This is a genomic window from Streptomyces sp. NPDC060002, assembly GCF_042737245.1.
GTDB lineage: Bacteria > Actinomycetota > Actinomycetes > Streptomycetales > Streptomycetaceae > Streptomyces.
In genome coordinates this window covers 76,622-94,282 of record NZ_JBHWUW010000025.1, presented here as the reverse complement: position 1 = coordinate 94,282, position 17,661 = coordinate 76,622, and the positions used below count along the sequence as shown (strand labels likewise).

Below are 17,661 nucleotides of genomic sequence, written 5' to 3'. Positions count from 1 at the left end.
TCGGCCCGGCCGGGCCGACGTCGGATCAGCCGCGACCGGCCGCCAGGTCGGTCAGCAGGCCGGCCGCGAACCGTGCGCACCACTCCGCGCCGAAGCACCGGCGGTCGTAGGTGAGGACCAACCGCGGCTGTGTTCCGCACAGGTTGAGCTCCACGTCGAGCTGGGACGGGCGGACCACCGGCCCGGCGGCGCCCTCGTCCCCTCCCTCGTCCTCCCCTTCGCCCTGATCGTCGTCCAGGTCGAAGAGGGTGAAGGCGAGCCCCGCCACGGAACTCTGCCAGGAGTCCGCGGTCACGCTCACGCTCAGCGGGGCCAGGTCGTCGCGCGCGACGCCCATCCCGTCCGTGAGCAGATCGACGATCTCCTCGAACTCCACTCCCTGGTGGGCCATTCCCTCGCGCAGCCCGCGCCGCACCTGGGCGAGCACCCCTTGGTCACCGTGCGGGGCCGAGGGGCCGACGCGGACGAGGACCGCCTGGGCGAGCGGGCCCACCGCGTCGGAGTTCATCCGGTTCGCGGACATGGTGCCGAGGACCAGGTCGGCGGCCCCGGAGCGCTCCAGCACCCGGCGGGCCGCCGCGGCGGTGACGTACACCGTGGGCGTGCAGCGCGCGGCGCGGGCGTTCGCCTGGAGGAGGCCGGACAGGGCGGGGTCGAGGGGAACGCGCAGTTCGGCGCCGTCGGGCAGCCAGCCCGGCTCCGGCCGCCGCTCGCCGATCCACGGCGTGGGGAAGCCGGACAGCTCCGTGCGCCAGAACTCCCAGTCGGCGGACCTGCGGTGCTCGCGCGCCGCCAGGAGTGCGGAGTACCGGTCCGCCGGGGCGAGCGGCTCGTCCGGCCCGCGCCGGTAGGCCTCCTGAAGGTCCGTCACCACTTGGTGCAGGGAGAACAGGTCCATCACGAGTCGGTGGAAGGTGAGGAGCAGGACGCCGCTGCCGTCACCGAGAAGGGTCAGGTGGGCTCGCGCCAAGGGCTCGCCGGCGAGGGGGAAGATCTCCGCATGGGCCGCGGCCGCCGCTCGACGCACCTCGGTGAGGTGGCCGGCCTGGTCGGCACGCAGGTCCGGCCGGTGCAGGACGCGCGGCTCCTGGTGCGTGGCCGGGCCGAGGGTCAGCGTCTCGCCGTCCGCGTGGAAGCCCGTGTCGAGTAGTTCATGGCGCCGAAATACTGCCGTGACGGCGTGGGAAAGCCTTTTCTCGTCGAGCATTCCGTCGAGGCGCAGCGCAATGCCGGTGTGCAGCAACGCGCTTCCTCGAACGACGCATTCCACTTCCCAGAGCCGTTGCTGCTGACGGCTCAATTCCCTGGCGTACGCACTTCCACTTGCCCCGTCCATGCGCTCCCTGCCCGAAGGGTGCGACGAGTGCCGTACGGGAAGTCGTGACTCACCGTACGGCACTTGTCGATGGTCTTACTTGGCCTCGGCAGCGGCCTGACGGCGGAGCTGCTCGAGATTGATGAGGGCGAGGCTTACAGAGTTGACCTTGATCATGTCAACTTCCCATCTTTATAGGAGGGTTCCTCTACCACCGGTCGGTGGCAGGGGAATGCTTTCAGGCCAAGTGATCTCCCGTCAATAAGGCTTGCCACAGGGCCGTGTCGGTTCCCGATATCCGCCAGGTTTCGGCAATGCCCCGTACGGCATCGCTTTCTGACGGCACATCACGGAACGCTCCCCTCGCTCAATCGCTCTATGAACTGCAGGAATATCTCGCTCACCCGTGCCGCCCCCGTGGCGTCGTGATAGTGGTTCTCGTACCACAGCGCGCCGGTGAGGGCTCCGTCCGTCATCTCCAGGTCGGCGAAGAGGGTGCTGGCGCATGCCAGCGCCTGCTCGGGGCCGGCGAAGACCGGGAACGGGTGGTCGGGGTACAAGCCCTGCGGGGTCACGGCGAGCCCGGGCGGCAACGCCAGCGGGGGGTTCGGCTGCTCCGGCAGCCAGCCGGTCACCCCGCTCAGCCGCAGTTCCAGGTGGGCCAGCGCGCTGCGGTAGTAGGCCCCGTCGCCCGGCGGGCGGTCCAGGACGCGGGAGGCGATCTCGCTGAACGGCACGTCGGCGGAGTCCGAGGCCCGCTGGACGCTGCCGTGGACGGCCCTGAGGAACTCCGACAGGGAACGGTGCTCCGTGTCGACCGGCACCGGAACCACGGTACTGAACAGGCCGAGCGTCTCGCGGGCGCTCGCGGAGGTCCGCCCGTGTGTGTACACGGAGCACACCAGGCGGTCGCGCTCGTACGCCGTGGCGACGGCATGACCGAGGGCCGCCAGCAGGACGGTGTGCAGCGTGACGCGCTCGGCGCGCGAGCGCCGCAGCAACAGCCGGGTCCGCTCGGCCGTCAGCGTCAGCGGCACGGAGCCGAAATCCGCCTCGGCGACGACCGCCCCGGCGTCGCCCGCCAGCGGGTCCGCCGCACCGTACGCCCGCAGTTCCCCGGCGAGGGCGGCTGCCCGTCCGTGCACGGCGGAGCGCACCTCGGGTGTGTGCTCCCGGCTGATCAGCCCGGTGTAACTCGCGGGCTCGCTGCGGCGCTTGGCGGCGCCGTGGCCCGGTGCGACGCGCTCGTGGTAGCCGCGGGCGAGCAGATCCCGGAAGAGGCGGTGAGAGGTGCTGTCGAAGATCAGGTGGTGGAACTGCGCGACGAGGACGTGCTCCTCCTCGGCCGTGCGCACCAGGGTCGTGCGCGTCATACGGTCCGTCAGGTCGAGGGGCCGTGAGAGGACCCGCGTCACCTCCGCCGCACGCGACTGCGGTGCCGCCCTTACGGTGTCCAGCGGCCCCGGCTCGGGCCGCAGCCCCTGTCCCGGCCAGGCCGCGGACGGGTCCGGCCCGGCCGCCGCCACGAGGTGCAGGCGCAGTGCCTCGTGGCGGGTGCCGATCTCGGCCAGCGTGTCCCGCAGTGCTCCCGTGTCGAGCGGCCCCCGGAACAGCAGGGTCTCGGACGACTCGATCGGCGTGGAGTCACCGGTGTAACTGCGGGTCCACTCCCAGCACCAGTCCTGGCGGGAGAGCAGGGGCAGTGGGGCGAGGCCGGCCGAGGGAGGGTGGGTCTCGGTTCGGTGGCTCATGGGCGGGCGCTCTCCTCCAGGGTGCGTACGGCCGTGACGTACCGCCGGCTGCTTCCCGAGGGGCCGAGCAGCTCCGGCAGGGCGCGTACGGCGGGCACGGGGTGCTTCGCGGTGAACCGGGTGAGGTTCACCGTGTGCTGTTCCCAGCGGTCGGCACGCTCGTGGGTGAGGTGCACGCCCGGCGCGGCGGGAGCCAGGCGCATCCCGGCCCCCGACGACCACAGGCGCAAGCCGAGTTCGAGGTCCTCGCACCCCCATGTCGTACCGAACGTCTCGTCGTAGCCGCCGGCTCGCTCCCACTGCCCGTACGGCATGGAGGTGTTGGCTCCGATGCAGGTCAACCATGGTGCCACCGGATCCAGTTCGCCCGTGGCCATGCCGGCCACCAGGGTTTCCAGGGCGTTCACCACCGTGCGTCCGAACCGGCCGCTCGTCGCCGCCTCATGGGGATCGGGCAGGAGTTCGTCCGGCTCCGTGGCCAACAGACGCCGCGCGGACGGAAGTTCACGGACCGGTCCGTGGACGCAGGCGGGTGCCCGGCCGGTGTGCTCGCCGAGGTGGGCTGCCAGGGCCTGCGGCGGGAGCAGGATGTCGTCGTCCAGGAAGATCAGCAGGCCGCCGCGGGCCGCGGCCGCCCCGGCGTTGCGTGCGGCGGCGCGGCCCGCCCGCGGTCCCGGCACGGTGTGCAGGGGCAGCCGTGCGGCGGCGGCCGCCACGACGTCGGCGGTGCCGTCGGTGCAGCCGTCGTCGACGACCACGATCTCGTGGGGCTCCGGGCACACCTGACGGGCCAGGCAGGCCAGGACGAGCCGCAGGCTGTCCGCCTTGTCGCGGGTGGGGATGACCACGCTGACCGTCGGCCGGGTCATGTCGGACTCCCCGCGTGGAACAGGTCCGCACCGCCGAGCAGGCTCGTGCCGTGCGCGGCGAGCAGGGCGGCGCCGGCGAGGGAGGAGTGCGGACCATGGACGGCCGGACCGACCTCGGGGAGGGGCCGGCCCGGGCGGGCCGTCGCGGACAGGCGTCGCGCAACCCTGCGGGGCAGGGGCGCGAGCACGGCTCCGAGTCCGCCTCCGATGCGTACGTGCGCGGGCTGGACGAGCTCCACGAGGACCCGCAGCGCGCGGGCGATCGAGTCGGCGGCGTGGTCGAGAGTGCGCTCCGCCCAGGGTTCGGCGCGGTCCACGCCCGCCACCAACTCGGCCGTCGTCGTGGGAAGCCCACGTGCCGCAGCTGCGTGAGCGGCCAGCGCCTCGGCCGAGAGCACGGCCTGGAGGCAGCCGCGCGTGCCGCAACGGCAACGCGGGCCTCCCGGATCGACCACCAGGTGGCCCAGTTCGCCCGCCGTGCCCCAGGCGCCGGTCAGCAGGCGGCCACCGCTGACCAGTCCGCCGCCGACGCCCGTGCCGATGCCCAGGTAGACCAGGTCCCGACTGCCCGTGGAGCGGGCCTCCGCCAGCCCGGCGAGCGTCGCGTCGTCGCCGAACAGGACCTCTGCGCCGCTGCCCGCGAAGGGGGCGCTCAGCGAACGGCCCACCCAGGCGGGCCGACTGGGCCAGCTCAGCACGGACCCGTCGGCACCGACATTGGGCGCCGCCGCCACGCCGATCCGGGCGGGGACTCCCCCCAGCGCGTCGACCGCCTCGGCGACGGACGCCTCCAGCAGCTCCGACTCGCCTCCCGCGTCACCGCCGACGGGCCACAGGACCGTGCGCTCGTACACGGCCGCACCGGCGGCGACCGCGCGCAGGGCGAGCTTGGTGCCTCCGATGTCCACGGCGAGGATGCCGCCAGCCGTGCCGGGGTCCGTGCGCGGGCGGGTGCCGGTCACGACGGTTTCCGGGCGACGAGGATCGCGTACGGCGCCTGCTCGGCGTCGCGGCTCTCCTCCACCCGCAGTCCCACGGCCTCCAGGCCTGCCCGCAGCTCCTGCGTCGTCCACCAGTGGAGGTGTCCGTCGACGAGCCAGCGGACGACCGTCGTACGGCTCATGTCGTCGGTGAGGACGAGCGGGTCGGGCACGAAGGCGTCGGCCACCACGAGCAGTCCCTTCGGTCTCAGCAGTGCGGCGAGTGAGCCGAGTTGGGCGGCCGGGCCGTGGACACCGCCGAGGACCACACAGCCGCCGTACTCGGCGTCGGCCGCCGGTGGGGCACCGCCGTCGCCGATCTCCAGGAGCGCACCGTCGGCGGCGGCCTCGGCGAGCAGCCCCTCGACGCTCGCGCGCAGGGCCTTCTCCGGCGCCGGGGGTCCGGACGGCGCGGCCGGCGGCGTCGGTCGGTCGCCCGCCGCTTCGCCGCGCACCCGGGCCGCCAGTGCCCGGCCGGCCGACGCCACGTCCGGGGAATACGCCCAGGCGTACGGCGCACCCGCCGAGGCGGTGTCCGTGACCAGCAGCCCCAGCGCACAGGCGGTGTCCAGCACGGGCGACAGCATGTCCGCGCGCAGCCCCGCCGTCCCTGCCAGGTCGGCGGCGGTACGCCCGTCGGCCAGGCGCGGGGGAAGGCCGAGTTCGGTGAGGGCCGCCGCCAGGACCTGCTCGGCCGTGGTGCCGGGGCGGGCGGCGCGCGCGAGGCGGTACACGGGGGCCGCCTGTGCCTTGCCGACGGCGGAGCGGCGCAGCCGGTAGCGCGGCTGGAAGCTGTCGGGCACCTTGTACGCGGCCAGTTCGGCGCGGGCGTACGCCTGCACCCGTGAGGGGGAGGCCAGTTCGGCGTCGGCGGGCACGTACTCGACGGTGAGACCCTGGTCGTCCGAGTCGTCCGGGCCCGTCGCAGTGACCGAGACGTCGGCGACACCGGGGGCCGCCCTGAGCGCCGACTCCACCTCCATCGTGGAGACCCAGCGGGCCCCCCGGCGGACCACTCCGAGCCGGGCTCTGCCCAGGATGCGGTGAACGCCGTGCTCGTCGCGATCGGCGAGGTCGTGCAGACGGTGGACCGAGCCGTCCTCCAGGACGACGGCGAGTTCTCCCTGGGCCGCGTCCCGGCCGGGCAGAGGCGTGCCGTCGGGGTGCAGCAGGTCGACCCGGACGCCGGGCATCGGACGACCGACGGCTCCCGAGGGCAGTCCCGGGTCTCCCCACAGCACGGAGCCCGTCTCACTGGAGCCGAAGTTGCGGGAGACGCCCACACCGAGTGTGCGGGTCCACAGCGCGTCCAGCTCGGCGTCCACGTATCCGGCCCCGGCCATCACCCGGCGCAGCGCGGGGAACGGCGCGTCCTCGACCAGCGCCCGGCGGCGCGCCAGGACACGGGCCAGGCCGGGCACGGTGACCAGGACCGTCGCCCGCTCGCGCAGCCGGCTGTGCACGGCGCCGACGGCACGCGGCGGCACCGGGTCCACGTGCGCACCGGCCACCAGCGCGCCGGCCAGCCAGCCGAGCGCGTAGGCGTGGCTCAGCGGCAGCGGCAGCAGTACGCAGTCGTCGGGCCGCGCCAGACCGGCCTGGTGGTAGCGCACGCCCTCGTCGAGCACGGAACGCGGCGACCGTGCCACGAGCTTGGGCGTCCCGGTCGACCCGGAGGAGACCAGCAGTACCGTGCCCGGGGCGTGGGCGGCCGCTCCGGAGTCCGCTTCGGCTGCGGTGATCCCGTCACCGAAGAGCCCCTCGTCCGCGCCGCCGGGCTCGGCCCGCAGCACCGCCCGGTCCGCCTCGCCGGGGTCCGCCACCAGCGTCCGGCGGGCCCCGGCGGCCCTCAGCAGCCTGCGGGTCTCCGCCGGTGGCGAGTCCGCGGGCAGCAGCAGGGGGCAGGCGCCCGCCGCCGTCAGCGCGAGCAGGCCCAGCACCCATTCCGGCTGGTTGGGCCCCTGGAGTCCGACCGCCTCCGCGGGCCGTACACCCTGTGCGCGCAGCCTTTCGGCCAGCTCGGTCACCCGTACGACGGCCGCCCCGCGGGTCAGGTCGCCGAGCGCGAGCGCGTCCGGGTTCAGGTCCGCCCGGGAGAACGCCTCCCACAGGTCCGCGGCGGTCACTTCGCCGTACCCTGCGCCGCCGTCTCCAGCCGCCGCACCAGGGCCTGCGCGGCGAGTTCGTACCCGTGTGTGCCGAAGCCCGCGATGACGCCCACGGCGAGCGGCGAGACGACGGAGTTGTGCCGGAAGGACTCGCGGGCCCAGACGTTGGAGATGTGCACCTCGGCCCAGGGCGCCGGGTAGTCGGCGAGGGCGTCGCGCAGGCTCCAGCCGGCGATCATCAGCGCGCCGGGATTGACGATCGCGGCGGCGGTGTCCCGGTGTTTGTGCAGGGCACGGATCAACTCGCCTTCTCCGTCGTGCTGTTCGCTGCGCAGCCCGTACCCGGCGTGGGCCAGCAGCTCGGCCACCGACTCCTCCACCTCGGCGAGGGTGGTGGTGCCGTAGATCCCGGGTTCGCGCGTGCCGAGCGTGCCCAGGTTGGGGCCGTTGAGCAGCAGCAGGTCACGGGAGGTCGAGGCGATGGTCACGCGGGGGTCCCTTCACGGCGGTGCAGCAGAGCGGCCAGTTCGGCGCACGAGCCGGCCACCAGCTCGGGCCGGTGGGCGAGCAGTTCCTCCCGGTCGCCCTGGCCCCAGAGGCCGGCGGCCGTACGGGTGCCGGCCGCGCGGCCGGCCCGCAGGTCCAGCGCGGAGTCACCGACCATGACGGCGCCCTCGGCGGTGGCTCCGATCTTCTCCAGGGCGAGCAGGACGATGTCGGGAGCCGGTTTGCCGTGCGCCACCTCGTCGCTGCCGCAGACCGCGTCCACCAGGTCCAGCAGGCCGGTTGCCGCCAGTGCCTCCACCGCACGGCCATGGGTCTTGCCGGTGGCGACGGCGGTCGGAACGCCGGCCTCGCGCAGTCCGGCGAGCAGTTCCGCGGCGCCGGGGCACGGCTCGATCTCGTGGACCAGCTTGCGGCTCTCGACGACGAACGGCTCGTACATCCCGGCGGGCAGGCCCATGATCGCCAAGGTGTCGGGCATGTGCCGCCCGAGGTGGGTCAGGTACTCCTCGAAGGGTGCCTCGCCGTCGCCGCCCGTGAGGTCGTACGCCCGCTGGAACGCCCTGCGCATCACGTGGATGCTGTCGATGAGAACGCCGTCCAGGTCCAGGACGACGGCCCGCGGCCAGAGGTCACTCACCGTTGGCTCCCTCGCGGACGGCCTCGGACGCCGTCCGCAGGCTCGCCACCAGATGGGCGACGTCCTCGTCCGTCATGGTCGCGCCGAGTCCGACGGTGACGGACCGGCCCAGGACGGCCTCGCTGGCGCGCAGGCGCGCGGTGGCGTCCCAGGCGACGCCCCAGGGGGTGCGGCCGCCGCGGACGGCGGGGTTCTGCTGGACCAGGCGGCCCGAGTAGAGCGTGGCCGCGGGGATGCCGGCCGCGGTGAGCACGGTGACGAACCGGCGGGCGGCCATGCGGTTGTCCAGCAGGACCGTGAGATCGCCGCCGCTGCCCTCCTCGTCCGGCAGCCGCCGCCACTCGAGCTCCAGGTCGGCGAGGTCCGCGCGGACGGTACGGGCGATGTCGCGCAGCCGTCGCAGCATCGGCGTGAGCCGTTCCAGCTGTACGGACAGCAGGGCGCCGGCGATCTCGGTCATCCGCAGGTTGGCGCCGAGGAAGGCCTCGCCGGCGGCACCGCCTCGCTCGCCGCTGCGCGAGGTGGTGAACTGCCCGCCCTGGTCCTGGTAGCGGACCACGCGGTCGTGGACGTCGGGGTCCGTCGTGACGACGGCGCCGCCCTCGCCGGCGGTGATGTTCTTCTCCAGCTGGAAGCTGAAGGCCCCCGCGTCGCCGATCGAACCCACCGGGCGCCCCCGGTAGCTGACACCGCACGCCTGGGCCGCGTCCTCCAGGACCCGGATGCCGTGCTCACGGGCGACGGCCAGGATGGGGTCCATGTCGGCGGCTGCGTTGTTGAGGTGGACGGGCATGACCGCGAAGGTCCGCTCGGTGACGAGCTTTTCCCACGCCGTGGGGTCGAGGGTGAGCGACTCGTCGATGTCGGCGAAGACGGGGACGCCACGCGCGGCCACGACGGCGTTGACGCAGCCGATGAAGGTGGCTGACGGCACGATGACCTCGCCGCCCTCGGGTATCCCCAGGCCGATCAGGGCACAGGTCAGGGCGGCGGTGCCGGAGGACACGCCGACCGCGTGGGGTGCCTGGTGCAGGGCGGCGAACCGCTCCTCGAACCGCTCGACGCGGCGCTGGAGCGCGGGACCGTAGTAGCGGAAGAGGGAGCGGCTCTCCAGCACGTCCAGTGCGGCGGCCTTCTCCTCCTGGCCCCACAGGGCCAGGCCGCGCAGCGGCTCGTAGCGCAGCGCCGTGGGCTCGGACGGGGATGCAGTCATGAATTCGTCTCCGGTGCTGTCCAGCGGGCGGACGTGGCGCGGTAACAGGCCTCGACGACGGCCAGGGCCTCGCGGGCCTCGCGCAGGGCCCGGTCCGTGGCATCGGGCCGGGCCAGTTCGGTGGCCAGCGCGTCGAGTTGCTGGTCGTATTCGTCGCCGACGCCGGCCGGGGGCAGCGGCACTCGGCGCTCTGCGCCCTCCTGGCGGAGCGTGAGCGTCGGTTCGCTCACGCGCCGGGGGCTGAAGCCGAACGTGGTGGTCAGCTCGGCGGTGCCCGCGGTGCCGTGCAGCACCAGCCGGGTGCGGTCCACCGCCTCGTGCGACGCCCAGGCGAAGCGCAGGTGCATGGCGTATCGCTCGGTGGCCACCAGGGCGGTGAGCTGGTCCTCCACGTCGGCGTTCTGGAGGCCGGCCGTGCCGGCGTGCCAGTCCGCGCCCCAGCCCGCGCGGGTGAGGAAGTCGCTGGAGGCGAGGGCGGTCGCGTGGCGCACGCCCGAGGCGCCCCACAGGTGGTGCAGGACGTCGATGACGTGCCAGCCCAGGTCGACCAGGACTCCGCCGCCGGCCGTCTCCCGGCGGGCGAACCAGTCGCTGCCGGGAATGCCCCGGGAGCGGACCCAGCTCAGCTCGGCGTGGCGGGGCGTGCCGAGCGCCCCGTCGGCGACGAGACGCGCCAGCTCCCCCACGTCCGCGCGGTGGCGGGCGGCGGTGGACAGCAGCAGCCGCCCCCCGCCGTCGCGGGCCGCGTCCTCGAGGAGCCGCAGGTGGCCGAAGTCGGTGCCGGTGGGCTTCTCCAGGAAGACGGCGCGGCCCTGGCGCAGGAAGTGCCCCGCGAGGGCGCCGTGGGTGTGGTTCGGGGTGAGGACGAACACGAGGTCGGCCTCCAGGGGCCCGAGCTCCTGGTACCCGCCGTACACCCTCGCCCCGCCCACCAGGGCGGCGGCCCGCTCGACGGCCTCGGGCCGGGGCTCCACCACGGCGACGACGTCGAAGTCCGGGTGCTTGACCAGCCGGGGCAGCCATACCTCGCGGGCCACCCAGCCCAGCCCGACGACGGCGACCCTCATCAAGCCGAACGCTTCTTCCCCGCCAGCTCGGTCAGCACCTTGGCCACGGCCTCCGCGACGTCGGCGCAGTCGGCGTCCGTGCCGAGCAGCACCCGGTGGTGCAGCCAGAAGCCGTGCGCGCCCAGGTGTTCGCTGACCGGGTTGCGCTCGGCGAGCTCGGCCGTGTCCGGCAGTCCGTTGCCGCGCAGCGCCTCGTGGGCCTGGGTGCGGTAGACCGGCGGGTAGTTGACGAAGGCGGGGATGCCCTCGGCGACCAGCGCCCTGACCACCAGGTCGCGGTCGGTCCCGGCGTGCGTCGCGGGGTCGAGGGCGGCCATGGCCATGTAGTGCGGGTTGAGGTCACAGCGCGGGTCGCGGCCCTGTGGGACCACGCCGGGTATCTCGCGCAGCGCCGCGGACAGCGTCTTCCAGCGGCTCTCGCGGCGCGCGTTCTGCTCGGCGAGCCGCCCGAGCTGGGCGCGCAGGACCGCGCCGGCGAACTCCGTCATGCGGTAGTTGGAGGACGGGGTGCGGTGCTCGTAGTGCGTGTCGCCGAGGGGCCGGCCGCAGCTGTGCCGGGTGAACGCCTCGTCGAACCACTCCCGCGCCGGCAGGAGCAGTGCGCCGCCCTCGCCCGCCGTCATCAGCTTGCCGTTCTGGAAGCTGAACGCGGCGAGCGTGCCGAAGTCGCCGATGCGCCGGCCGGACCAGACGGCGCCGTGCGCGTGCGCGGCGTCCTGGAAGACGACGACGTCGTGCCGGGCGGCCCAGGCGCCGATGGCGTCCATGTCGGCGACGTGCCCGGCCATGTGCACGGGGATGACGACGCGTGTACGTGGGGTGCGGACCGCCTCCAGGGTCTGCGGGTCGAGGCAGTACGTCACGGGGTCCACGTCGACCGGGACCGGGACGCCGCCCGCGCGCTGTACCGCGATGGAGGTGGAGATGAACGTGAAGGCGGGCACGATCACCTCGTCGCCCGGCTTCAGGCCCAGCAGTTCCAGGCCGAGTTCCAGGGCGTGGGTGCCGTTGGTGACGGCGAGCGTCGTGCCGCCGTGGTACTCGCCGAACTCCGTCTCGAACGAGGTGATCTCGGAGCCGCCGACTCGCCACCACTGGCCCTGGTCGACCGCGCGGATCAGCGCCGCGCGTTCGGTGTCGTCGTGGTACGGCCAGGCCGGAAAGTCGTGGCGGCGGACCGGATTCCCACCGTCGAGTGCCAGAGCCACAGTGCGTCCCTCTCAGTCGGTGTCAGTCGGTGGCGGGGCTGCCGGTCGCCGGCGACAGGGAGGCCGCCAGGGCGTCCAGGTCGTCGGCCGAGTGCGCCACCACGTAGTTTTCGATGATCATCCAGTCCAGCCGGCTGCCGCCGTAGAACTCGAGGGCCTGCTGCGGGGTCTCGACGATCGGCTGACCGTTGTCGTTGAACGAGGTGTTGAGCACCACCGGAACTCCGGTCAGCCGGTGGAAGTGCTCGATCAGCCGGTGGTACGCGCCGTTGTCCTCGGCCGTCACGGTCTGCACCCGGGCGGTCCCGTCGACGTGCACGATGGCCGGGACCTCGTCCTGCTTCTCGGGCCGGACCGGGGCCACGATGAGCATGTACGGCGACTCGATGTCCAGGTCGAAGTAGTCGGCCGCGTGCTCGCGCAGCACCGCCGGGGCGAAGGGCCGGAAGGGCTCGCGGTGCTTGACGCGGGCGTTGATGATGTCCTTCATCTCGGCGCGCCGGGGATCGGCCAGGATGCTGCGGTGGCCCAGGGCGCGCGGCCCGAACTCCGACCCGCCGGTGAACCAGCCCAGCAGTTTGCCCTGCGCGAGCAGTTCGGCCCCGATCCGGGACGGCTCGTCCACTTCGCGGTAGGGCAGTCCGCTGGCGTCGAGCGCGGCCCGCACTTCGGAGTCGTCATAGGCGCGGCCCAGGTAGGCGTGGCGCTGGGCGGTGCGGGCGGGCTTTTCGCGGGGCTGTCCGGCGATGACGTGGTAGCCGTAGTAGGCGTTGCCGACGGCGCAGCCGCCGTCGCCCGCGGCGGGCTGCACGAAGACGTTCTCGAAGGGGGTCTCGCGCAGCAGCCGGCCGTTGGCCACGCAGTTCAGCGCGACGCCGCCGGCCAGGCACAGGTCGGTGAGCCCGGTGTCCGCGTGGAGCTGCCGGGCAACGTGCAGGAGGGTCTCCTCCAGCGTGTCCTGGGCCGCGTAGGCCAGGTCGGCGGCGCGGGCGAAGCGCTCGTCGCCCTCGTAGCCGTCGAGGGCGTGCTCGATGAAGTCGAGCAGTCCGCCGTTCTTGAGGTGCAGTTCGTAGCGGCCGTCGGGCAGCAGCGTGAGGTATTCGCGGAACTCCTTGCGGTAGCGCGGGGTTCCGTAGGGCGCGAGGCCCATCGTCTTGCCGTCTTCGGACAGGTACCAGTGGCGGCCTTCGTACTCGTTCTCGTACAGGACGAAACCGATGGCCTTGCTGACCGCTTTGTACATGTAGCCGAGGGAGTGGTCGCTGTCGCCTGCCTGGTAGACCCGAAGGGCGCTGAGGCCGTCGGTGGACCAGTTGGTGCCGAGCACCTTGGACAGCTCCGTGATGGTGGTGCCCTCGCCGACGGCCGTGGTGAGGGTCTCCACGCCCCGGTCGTCGATCAGGCTGCCCGCTCCGTCGACCACGAGAATGGCGGCCCGCTCGAAGGGCGACGGGAAGAAGGTGCTGGCTGCGTGAGCCATGTGATGACGTATCAGGTGGATCCGTTTGCGGAAGGGGAAGTACGCGGGCGCCAGCAGCGTGTCGTCGGCGACGATGACGTCGACGTCCGCGAGGCGCGCCTGCGCCATGTCCAGGCAGTATCGCCACGACTGGTTGAACAGCGAGTTGACTCCGACCGAGTACTTGACCCGGCGTACCCGCTCCTCCTCGATTCCGGCGGCGATGACGCCGTCGGAGACGAGACAGGCGGCGAAGTCGTGGTTGGACCCGCCCAGGCCGAGCGTCAGCATCCCTGTGTTCCCCCTCTTTGAGCTCGCAGGATTCCTTGTGTCACGGCCGCACGGCGTGGATCAGGTGGTTCAGTGTGTCCTCTCCGTCCGCCATCGGCGGTTTCAGAACGCTGGGCTCCATGCCCATCTCCCGCAGATACAGACAGAGTTCGGCGACCCGGCCGTGCACGTCCTGGACGTCGATGAACACGTTGCGCAGCAGGGGACGCAGTCCTGCGTCGACACCCCGCAGGATCTCCAGTTCGGAGCCCACCGCGTCGATCTTCAACAGATCGACGGGTCGGTCGGTGCCGATGTGGCGGGAGAGTCGTTCGACGGTGACGGTGGTCTCGCGTCCCTGGAACATCCGCTCCACGACCCGCGGCGGGAAGCTCCTGCCCAGGAGTTCCCTCAGCTGACCCTGATCCTGCGGGTACAGCGTCGAACTGCTGGGGAGCAGCGGGTAGTAGCGGAAGGACACGCCGGCCGCCTCCTCGCTCCCCAGGGCCGTCTCGTGCACGGACACGTCGTGGAGGCCGAACTCCGCCACGTTGGCGTGCAGAGCCGCGACGAGTTCGGGCAGCGGCTCGAAGGCCACGATGCGCGCCTTGGGCCGCCGCTGCTTCACGAAGAGCGTGAAGAGCCCGATGTTCGCCCCGACGTCGATGACGAACGGCTCGTCGGGAAGGGAAATACCGGCGTAGGTTCCGCCTTCGAACATCTCACGGTACAGAAAGCGCGCGTCCAGCGCGCTGACGGCGTGCACGGAGAATCCCTCAGCGACTTCCGTCAGCTTGGGGGGTGTCATATGGCGGGGCTCCCGGTACTCAGCCGAGACGTTCGACGACGTAGTCGGCCAGCCGGTCCTCGGACGTCAGCGTGTCCTCGGTGAGGTCCTCGTCCTCGAACGTCACACCGAAGCGTTCCTCGAGGAGAAGCAGGAACTCCAGCGCGTCCAGCGAGGTGAATCCATAGGCTTCGAGGAAGTTGCTGCTGTTCTCATTCACCGTGCGACCACTGGAGGCGGCAAACTCCTTGGCGATTTGGTGGATCTCCTGGAGCACTTCGTCGCGGTTCACAGACAGCCTTTCATTCGTTCGGACGAGTGACAATCTATCCGGTGGGTCAGAGGCTGTCCATCCTGACTATGCCTCAAAACACCTCTGTCAAGCTCTAGTTGGTTCCTGCAAGCAGACGGTCCAGCCAGCGATGGTGATGCTGCAACGCCAACTCGTTGCGCCCGAAGACAAAGTGCGTATTCGCCCCGGAGGACAAAGCTGCCTGTACGTCAAATCCGGTGCGATAGTCCTCGTCCGCCACACCCCTTTCGACGAGTTCGCTGAACTCCGCCGTGTAGCGCCGGTCCTCCTCGGTGACCGGGGGCACGCGCGTCAGGATGGTCTGCACGGTGCTGCTTCGGTCCACACCCGGGCCGGGCATGATCTGGGAGACGACTCCGTGCCCTTCCCAGGTGCCGGCGATCGACACGTTGGGGAAGACGGTGTAGACGGTGCCGCAGTGCGGGGCGGGGTCCCAGTCCTCGACCGGCACGTCGCGCAGCGTCCGGAGCGACTTCACCGGGTACAGGATCCGCTGGTGCGGCCCGAAGGAGTCCACCACCATCAGGTTGGAGGTGGACGTCGGGGCGAACGTGGTGCGGTGCAGCGCCTGGATGTGGTAGCTCTCCAGATAGCCGTCGTAGGCCACCTTCCAGCCGGGTCCCGCCAGTTCGCGCTGCTCGTAGACGTGCCACTTGTCGAGTTCGAGCCGCTCCAGCTCCCGCGCGTACTCCCCGAGCCAGGCGTCCAGGTCGATCGTCGCGCCCGGGGTGAGGCACACCCACACGAAGCCGAGGCTCTCCACGACGGGCAGGGGACGCAGCCCCAGTTCGGCGGTGTCGACGTCCCCGAAGGTGCCGGGCTTGTGCACGGCGACGAGGCCGCCCCGGTCGTCGTACACCCAGGCGTGGTAGGGACACCGGAAGCGGTGCCGGGTGCCGGTGCCGGCCGGGCACAGCTGGGCGCCGCGGTGGCGGCAGACGTTGAGGAACGCCCGTACGGCGCCGTCCTGTCCACGCGTGAGCAGGACCGGGGTACCCAGGGCGTCCAGGGCCTTGTAGGAGCCGGCGCCCGGGAGTTCGACGGAGAGCGCGAGGGCGAGCGGGACCTGTTTGAAGACGACGTCGATCTCCCGCCGCCACCGGTCGGGGTCGAGGTATTCCGTGACGGGGACCCGCAGCACGTCCTCGGCCTGGTCCGTCGTGCCGGCCTCCAGGTGCGCCAGGGCCCGCTGCGCGAGGGCCACGGCCTGGGCATGGTCGATCACGGCTCCCACCTCCCGTTTCGTTCCGGTGTGTGCAGTGCGAAGAACTGCTCGTAGAGAAGCACCTGGCTGTCGAGCATGTGGCGGCCGTACACCACGGGCCGTCCGCTGTCCCGGGCGGCCTTGAGCAGCGCGGTCTCGGCCGGCTTCATGATGATGTCGGCGACCGCGCAGGTACCCGGCAGGCGTGCGAGGTCGAAGGGCAGCGGGTCACCTGGACGCATGCCCAGCGGGGTCGCGTTCACCGCGATGTCGACGCCGTCGCCGTCGAAGTCGTCCTCCGCGCCCACCGCTACGCGACCCGGCCAGTGTGCGTCCAGCCGGGCGAGCACCTCTTTGCGGCGGGTGGAGTCGGGCTCGTACAGCCGCAGTCGGGCGATGCCGGCGGTGAGCAGGGCCGCGGCGACGGCTCGTCCGGCGCCGCCGGCCCCGGCCAGGGCGACGGTCGCGCCCGCGGGGTCGTGGCCGTTGTCACGCAGTCCGTGGACGAAGCCGGCGCCGTCGAAGTTGTCGGCGAGCCAGGTCCCGTCGGGATTCCTGCGCAGGGCGTTGGCGCTGCCGGCCACTTCGGCGGCCGGGCCCAGCAGGTCGGCGTACCGGCACACCTCGATCTTGTGCGGCACGGTGACGAGGATGCCGTCGAGGTTGCGCATCCGGCGCAGTCCGCGCATCACCTCCGCGAGGCCGTCGGGGCCGACATGCACGGGGACCAGCACCGCGTCCCGCGCGGTGCGGGCGAACAGGTCGTTCAGCAGGCCGGGGGCGCGTACCTGGGCCACCGGGTCGCCCAGGACCACGTAGAGCCGGGTCGTGCCCGAGATCGCGCTCGGGCCGGGCGGGGCGTCGGGCATGGCGCTCCTCAGGCCGAGGTGGGGGCGGCGCCCGAAGGCAGGTCCGCCAGGACGGAGGAGACCAGGTGCTCGTCGACCCGGGGCACCAGCTCGACCCCACGCGGGCCGTCCAGGACGAAGGTCAGCCCGGCGTCGGCGTCCTGCCCCTTCTTGTCGCGCCGCATCAGCTCCACCAGGGTCGTCACGGGCACGCCGGACGGCAGCCAGGTGGGCAGTCCGAAGCTCTCCACCATCTCCCGGTGCTCGGCCACCCGGTCCTGGTCGACGCGGCCCAGCCGGCCCGCGAGCAGCCCCGCGAACACGGTGCCGACCGCGACCGCCTCACCGTGTCGCCAGGCGTAGTCGGTGGCACGCTCGATGGCGTGCCCGAGGGTGTGGCCGTAGTTGAGGATGTGGCGCGGACCCTGATCGCGTTCGTCGCGGGCGACGACCGATGCCTTCAGCGTCACGCTCGCCACGATCTGCTCGGTCAGGTCGAGCCCGCGCAGATCGCCGGCGCCGATGAACGCGCAGCGGGCTATCTCCCCGTAGCCGCTGAGCAGTTCGCGTCGGGGCAGGGTGTGCAGGAAGTCCGTGTCGCACAGCACCGCGCTGGGCTGCCAGTAGGCACCGATCAGGTTTTTGCCCTCGGGCAGGTTGACCGCGGTCTTGCCGCCGACGCTCGCGTCGACCTGGGCGAGCAGCGTGGTCGGCAGGTGCACGACCTTGATGCCGCGGTGGTAGAGGGCGGCGGCCAGACCGACGGTGTCCGTCGTCGTGCCGCCACCGCAGGCGATCACGGCGTCGGACCGGGTCAGCCCCGCTCCGACGAAGGCGCGGCAGTACGACTCGACCGACGCGAGCGTCTTGTGCCGCTCGCCGTCGGCCACCGGCACGACCGTGAACGGCACACCGGGATCGGGGAGTTCCCTCTCCGGTAAGGCGCTCACCAGGGCGACGCGGCCGACGCCCAGTTCCCTCAGGACGGCCGGCAGCAGCCGACGAGCGCCGGATCCGACATGGACGGCGTAGTCGTGGTCTTTCAGCGTGACGTCGATACGGCGGATTGCGCTCATGCCTTCAGTCCCCCGTGGCTGTCCGGCCTTCACCGACGGCATGCTAACC

At 72.4% G+C, this 17,661-nt stretch carries 16 protein-coding genes; all 16 read right to left on the bottom strand.

The window, feature by feature from the left end:
- Nucleotides 1-25: 25 nt before the first annotated feature.
- Nucleotides 26-1,336, bottom strand: coding sequence for a condensation domain-containing protein (locus ACFWBD_RS22580; RefSeq protein WP_385669468.1), 1,311 nt, complete (start codon nucleotides 1,334-1,336; stop codon nucleotides 26-28).
- A gap of 326 nt (nucleotides 1,337-1,662) precedes the next feature.
- The gene (locus tag ACFWBD_RS22575; protein WP_385669465.1) at nucleotides 1,663-3,066 is read right to left on the bottom strand and encodes a condensation domain-containing protein; all 1,404 of its coding nucleotides are present in this window, start codon (nucleotides 3,064-3,066) and stop codon (nucleotides 1,663-1,665) included.
- The gene (locus ACFWBD_RS22570) at nucleotides 3,063-3,935 is read right to left on the bottom strand and encodes a glycosyltransferase family 2 protein (RefSeq protein WP_385669463.1); all 873 of its coding nucleotides are present in this window, start codon (nucleotides 3,933-3,935) and stop codon (nucleotides 3,063-3,065) included. Before ACFWBD_RS22570 ends, ACFWBD_RS22575 begins: the two co-directional genes overlap by 4 nt.
- Nucleotides 3,932-4,897, bottom strand: a complete 966-nt coding sequence (locus tag ACFWBD_RS22565) for an ROK family protein (protein ID WP_385669460.1) — start codon at nucleotides 4,895-4,897, stop codon at nucleotides 3,932-3,934. The genes ACFWBD_RS22570 and ACFWBD_RS22565 overlap by 4 nt, the downstream gene beginning before the upstream one ends.
- Nucleotides 4,894-7,041, bottom strand: a complete 2,148-nt coding sequence (locus ACFWBD_RS22560) for an AMP-binding protein (protein ID WP_385669457.1) — start codon at nucleotides 7,039-7,041, stop codon at nucleotides 4,894-4,896. Before ACFWBD_RS22560 ends, ACFWBD_RS22565 begins: the two co-directional genes overlap by 4 nt.
- On the bottom strand, nucleotides 7,038-7,511 hold the full coding sequence (locus ACFWBD_RS22555; protein ID WP_385669454.1) for a type II 3-dehydroquinate dehydratase: 474 nt from the start codon (nucleotides 7,509-7,511) through the stop codon (nucleotides 7,038-7,040). The genes ACFWBD_RS22560 and ACFWBD_RS22555 overlap by 4 nt, the downstream gene beginning before the upstream one ends.
- Nucleotides 7,508-8,167, bottom strand: a complete 660-nt coding sequence (locus ACFWBD_RS22550) for an HAD-IA family hydrolase (protein ID WP_385669451.1) — start codon at nucleotides 8,165-8,167, stop codon at nucleotides 7,508-7,510. The genes ACFWBD_RS22555 and ACFWBD_RS22550 overlap by 4 nt, the downstream gene beginning before the upstream one ends.
- Nucleotides 8,160-9,380, bottom strand: a complete 1,221-nt coding sequence (locus ACFWBD_RS22545; RefSeq protein ID WP_385669448.1) for a DegT/DnrJ/EryC1/StrS family aminotransferase — start codon at nucleotides 9,378-9,380, stop codon at nucleotides 8,160-8,162. The genes ACFWBD_RS22550 and ACFWBD_RS22545 overlap by 8 nt, the downstream gene beginning before the upstream one ends.
- Entirely contained in the window at nucleotides 9,377-10,447 is a 1,071-nt protein-coding gene (locus tag ACFWBD_RS22540) for a Gfo/Idh/MocA family protein (protein WP_385669445.1), read from the bottom strand. The genes ACFWBD_RS22545 and ACFWBD_RS22540 overlap by 4 nt, the downstream gene beginning before the upstream one ends.
- On the bottom strand, nucleotides 10,447-11,655 hold the full coding sequence (locus ACFWBD_RS22535) for a DegT/DnrJ/EryC1/StrS family aminotransferase (protein ID WP_385669442.1): 1,209 nt from the start codon (nucleotides 11,653-11,655) through the stop codon (nucleotides 10,447-10,449). Before ACFWBD_RS22535 ends, ACFWBD_RS22540 begins: the two co-directional genes overlap by 1 nt.
- A 22-nt stretch (nucleotides 11,656-11,677) precedes the next feature.
- Nucleotides 11,678-13,405, bottom strand: a complete 1,728-nt coding sequence (locus tag ACFWBD_RS22530; protein ID WP_385669439.1) for a carbamoyltransferase — start codon at nucleotides 13,403-13,405, stop codon at nucleotides 11,678-11,680.
- A 40-nt stretch (nucleotides 13,406-13,445) separates the two neighbouring features.
- Entirely contained in the window at nucleotides 13,446-14,192 is a 747-nt protein-coding gene (locus tag ACFWBD_RS22525; protein ID WP_385669436.1) for an FkbM family methyltransferase, read from the bottom strand.
- Nucleotides 14,193-14,211: 19 nt separating this feature from the next.
- Entirely contained in the window at nucleotides 14,212-14,463 is a 252-nt protein-coding gene (locus ACFWBD_RS22520; RefSeq protein ID WP_020129798.1) for a phosphopantetheine-binding protein, read from the bottom strand.
- Nucleotides 14,464-14,557: 94 nt separating this feature from the next.
- A complete protein-coding gene (locus ACFWBD_RS22515) occupies nucleotides 14,558-15,709 on the bottom strand; it encodes an aromatic ring-hydroxylating dioxygenase subunit alpha (RefSeq protein WP_385669433.1) in 1,152 nt (383 codons plus the stop codon).
- Complete coding sequence (locus ACFWBD_RS22510) at nucleotides 15,706-16,557, bottom strand: shikimate dehydrogenase family protein (RefSeq protein ID WP_385669430.1); 852 nt, start codon at nucleotides 16,555-16,557, stop codon at nucleotides 15,706-15,708. Before ACFWBD_RS22510 ends, ACFWBD_RS22515 begins: the two co-directional genes overlap by 4 nt.
- Nucleotides 16,558-16,565: 8 nt before the next feature.
- Nucleotides 16,566-17,612: a 3-dehydroquinate synthase family protein gene (locus tag ACFWBD_RS22505; protein WP_385669427.1), complete on the bottom strand. Its 1,047-nt coding sequence runs from the start codon at nucleotides 17,610-17,612 to the stop codon at nucleotides 16,566-16,568.
- Between the last annotated feature and the right edge of the window lie 49 nt (nucleotides 17,613-17,661).

Bases quoted from the DNA above. Each gene is read 5' to 3' on its own strand.
- ACFWBD_RS22505 (WP_385669427.1), bottom strand. From the start codon at position 17,612: ATGAGCGCAATCCGCCGTATCGACGTCACGCTGAAAGACCACGACTAC.
- ACFWBD_RS22540 (WP_385669445.1), bottom strand. From the start codon at position 10,447: ATGAGGGTCGCCGTCGTCGGGCTGGGCTGGGTGGCCCGCGAGGTATGG.
- ACFWBD_RS22525 (WP_385669436.1), bottom strand. From the start codon at position 14,192: ATGACACCCCCCAAGCTGACGGAAGTCGCTGAGGGATTCTCCGTGCAC.
- ACFWBD_RS22575 (WP_385669465.1), bottom strand. From the start codon at position 3,066: ATGAGCCACCGAACCGAGACCCACCCTCCCTCGGCCGGCCTCGCCCCA.
- ACFWBD_RS22510 (WP_385669430.1), bottom strand. From the start codon at position 16,557: ATGCCCGACGCCCCGCCCGGCCCGAGCGCGATCTCGGGCACGACCCGG.
- ACFWBD_RS22570 (WP_385669463.1), bottom strand. From the start codon at position 3,935: ATGACCCGGCCGACGGTCAGCGTGGTCATCCCCACCCGCGACAAGGCG.
- ACFWBD_RS22580 (WP_385669468.1), bottom strand. From the start codon at position 1,336: ATGGACGGGGCAAGTGGAAGTGCGTACGCCAGGGAATTGAGCCGTCAG.
- ACFWBD_RS22530 (WP_385669439.1), bottom strand. From the start codon at position 13,405: ATGCTGACGCTCGGCCTGGGCGGGTCCAACCACGACTTCGCCGCCTGT.
- ACFWBD_RS22545 (WP_385669448.1), bottom strand. From the start codon at position 9,380: ATGACTGCATCCCCGTCCGAGCCCACGGCGCTGCGCTACGAGCCGCTG.